The following is a 632-nucleotide window of genomic DNA, read 5'->3' on the forward strand; positions in this document are numbered from 1 at the left end:
GGGGCCGAGCGCCGCGACCACCATCTGGAGTGGTTCAATGTCTACAACCGGTTGGACATCCTGTTTTCCACGCACGATGCCGGGGGGCTGACCGAGCGCGACATCGCGTTTGCGCACTGGGTCGATGCGACCGCCCCGGCCATGGGGGCGATCGATGAGCGCAACCGCTGACACCATCCTGCACGGCCTGGCCGCCGGCGAGGCCGGCCGCCCGGACAGCCCGGACTGGACCATTCCGCAAAACTGGTCCGCTTACACCCCGCAGGAGCACGCCACCTGGGCCACGCTGTACCGGCGCCAGATGGCGCTGCTGCCCGGCCGGGCCTGCGATGCCTTCGTCGACGGCATGCGCCGCCTGCCCATCGAGCCCGACCGCATCCCGGACTTCGAGCGCCTGTCCGAGGTGCTGATGCGCCACACCGGCTGGCAGGTGGTCGCCGTGCCAGGGTTGGTACCGGACGACGTCTTCTTTGACCACTTGGCGCACCGGCGCTTTCCCGCCGGGCAGTTCATCCGCCGCGCCGATCAGCTCGACTACCTGCAAGAGCCCGACGTCTTTCACGACGTGTTTGGCCACGTGCCCATGCTGCTCAACCCGGTCATGGCCGACGTCATCCAGGCCTATGGCGAGG

The 632-nt window shown here is 68.5% G+C and carries 1 protein-coding gene and 1 pseudogene; both read left to right on the forward strand.

The window, feature by feature from the left end; genetic code table 11:
* Nucleotides 1-171: 4a-hydroxytetrahydrobiopterin dehydratase (locus tag ACK4TH_RS12785; protein WP_409626988.1), on the forward strand; the 171-nt coding region annotated here is incomplete at its 5' end.
* A pseudogene (locus tag ACK4TH_RS12790) lies at nucleotides 155-632 on the forward strand (phenylalanine 4-monooxygenase); the annotation flags it as partial. The gene ACK4TH_RS12785 and the pseudogene ACK4TH_RS12790, both read left to right, overlap by 17 nt.

The organism is Tepidimonas sp. (genome assembly GCF_046292505.1).
Taxonomy (GTDB): domain Bacteria; phylum Pseudomonadota; class Gammaproteobacteria; order Burkholderiales; family Burkholderiaceae_C; genus Tepidimonas.